This is a genomic window from Microbacterium testaceum, from assembly GCF_001476655.1.
Lineage (GTDB): Bacteria > Actinomycetota > Actinomycetes > Actinomycetales > Microbacteriaceae > Microbacterium > Microbacterium testaceum_C.
The window spans coordinates 1-677 of sequence record NZ_LDRT01000200.1 but is presented as its reverse complement, the minus strand read 5'-3'; the positions used below and the strand labels follow the sequence as shown (position 1 = coordinate 677).

Sequence of the window (677 nt, the reverse complement as noted above, 5' to 3'; positions counted from 1 at the left end):
TGACCGACCGGACGCGCGCGCACCGCAGCTCGGCTCAGGCTCCGTCGCGCACGTCGCGGAAGAAGCTGTCGAGTCGCGTGCGCAGGGCCTCGATCCGCCGATCACGTGCCGCGGCGGCATCGTGGCCGAGATACGCCGGCGGATCCAGGCGCCGGACGTTGCGCGAGCACTCGAAGTTCGCGCACAGAAGGGTTCCCACGGTATTTCCCGCCCGACCCGCCTTGCCCGCTCGCCGAGCGGAGAAGAAGACGACGTCGTTCGGCAGGGTCACGTCGGCGCACCAGGAGCACTGCGGACGCGACCGCGTGGGCTGCTCGGCCTGACGCAGTTGCAGACCGACCGGGGTTCCGTCGATCTCGGCGACGACGAACCCGAGGAGCGGAGCCTTGGGGTCGCGCCATCCGAAGTAGTCCAGGCGGTCCCAGTCGTTCGCCGCCAGATCGGTGGGGACGACGAGCGCGTTGCGTTCACGCGTCGAGACATTGACGAAGGAGGAGCGTACGGAGGCAGGAGTGAGAGCGAGCATGAGAGATCCCGTCGAGGAGCTGCGTGACCGTCGTCGACGGCACAGCGAGAAGGCGCGCACGGTGCGACCGCACGCGAGCGGACGACCCCGATCAGCCGCTCTGCGGCGAGGGGTCTCGAGGGCACAGCCCGAGAACACGGGCACGTGCCCG

Annotated in this window: 1 protein-coding gene; it reads right to left on the bottom strand. The window is 69.9% G+C overall.

All coding sequences use genetic code 11. The annotated features are described in order from the left end of the window. Positions 1 to 34: 34 nt before the first annotated feature. Positions 35 to 677: FBP domain-containing protein (locus NS220_RS18275; RefSeq protein ID WP_346335435.1), on the bottom strand; the 643-nt coding region annotated here is incomplete at its 5' end.